At 56.7% G+C, this 1038-nt stretch carries 1 protein-coding gene; it reads left to right on the top strand.

All coding sequences use genetic code 11. The features are described 5' to 3' along the window. Positions 1–92: 92 nt before the first annotated feature. Positions 93–1038 (top strand): IS481 family transposase (locus tag ACQ4WR_RS28265; protein WP_436491421.1); only part of this gene is annotated, 946 nt, incomplete at its 3' end.

Here is a 1038-nt window from a genome sequence, read left to right on the forward strand (position 1 = left end):
TGTGATGTTTCAATAGGTTGTTGTGGTTCATTCGGATTGGATTTGAGACACTGGAAATCGCCAAACCCCCAGTTCTCAAGGAAACCAACCGAATGAACATCCATAAGAATGCCCGATTAACGCTGATTCGTCGAGTCGAGATGGTCGAAGACGTCCTGCTTAACCGCCTGCCGAGCTGCCAGGCTGCTACCCGCTACTCCGTGAGCGAAGCAACCGTGCGCAAATGGCTGGGGCGCTTCCTCGCCGAGGGGCGAGAGGGCTTGATGGATCGATCGTCGCGTCCGCTGCATAGTCCCTTGGCACTCGACGCGGGCAAGGCACTGACGGTTGTCGAGCTACGCAAGAAGCGCATGACACAGGCAAGGATTGCCCAGTACCTGCAGATATCGAAGGCCACGGTAAGCCGTGTGCTGGCGCGTGCCGGCTTGTCCAAACTGAGCGATCTCGATCCCGTCGAGCCGGTGCAGCGCTACGAGCATGCAGAACCAGGCGACCTGATTCATATCGATACCAAGAAGCTCGGGCGTATTGAAACCACCGGCCATCGTGCGACGGGAGACCGGCGAGACCGTACGCGCGGCGCCGGCTGGGAAGTCTTGTTTATCGCCATTGACGACCATGCCCGCATCGCCTTCACGGAGCTCTATCCTGACGAAACCCAGGAGAATGCCAACCGATTCCTCGCCAATACCCACGCCTATTTCTGCTCACTCGGGGTGCGCCCCAAAGCGTTGTTGACCGATAACGGCTCAGCCTTTCGCTCCAAGTCATTCAAGGCCACTTGTAGCCAGATAGCATTGAAGCACCGCTTTACACGACCCTATCGACCACAGACCAATGGCAAGGCCGAACGCTTCATCCAGTCAGCCTTGCGCGAATGGGCTTACGGCTTTGTTTATAACAACTCACTGGAGCGGGCCAACATGCTCAAAGAATGGAACCATCACTACAACTGGCACCGGCCGCATCAGGGCATTGCTGGCAAAGCCCCAATGTCACGGCTCAGATCCGGCCAGAATAACCTCTTGCAACTTCACA

It is taken from the genome of Janthinobacterium amylolyticum, assembly GCF_051380655.1.
Taxonomy (GTDB): Bacteria; Pseudomonadota; Gammaproteobacteria; order Burkholderiales; family Burkholderiaceae_D; genus Janthinobacterium.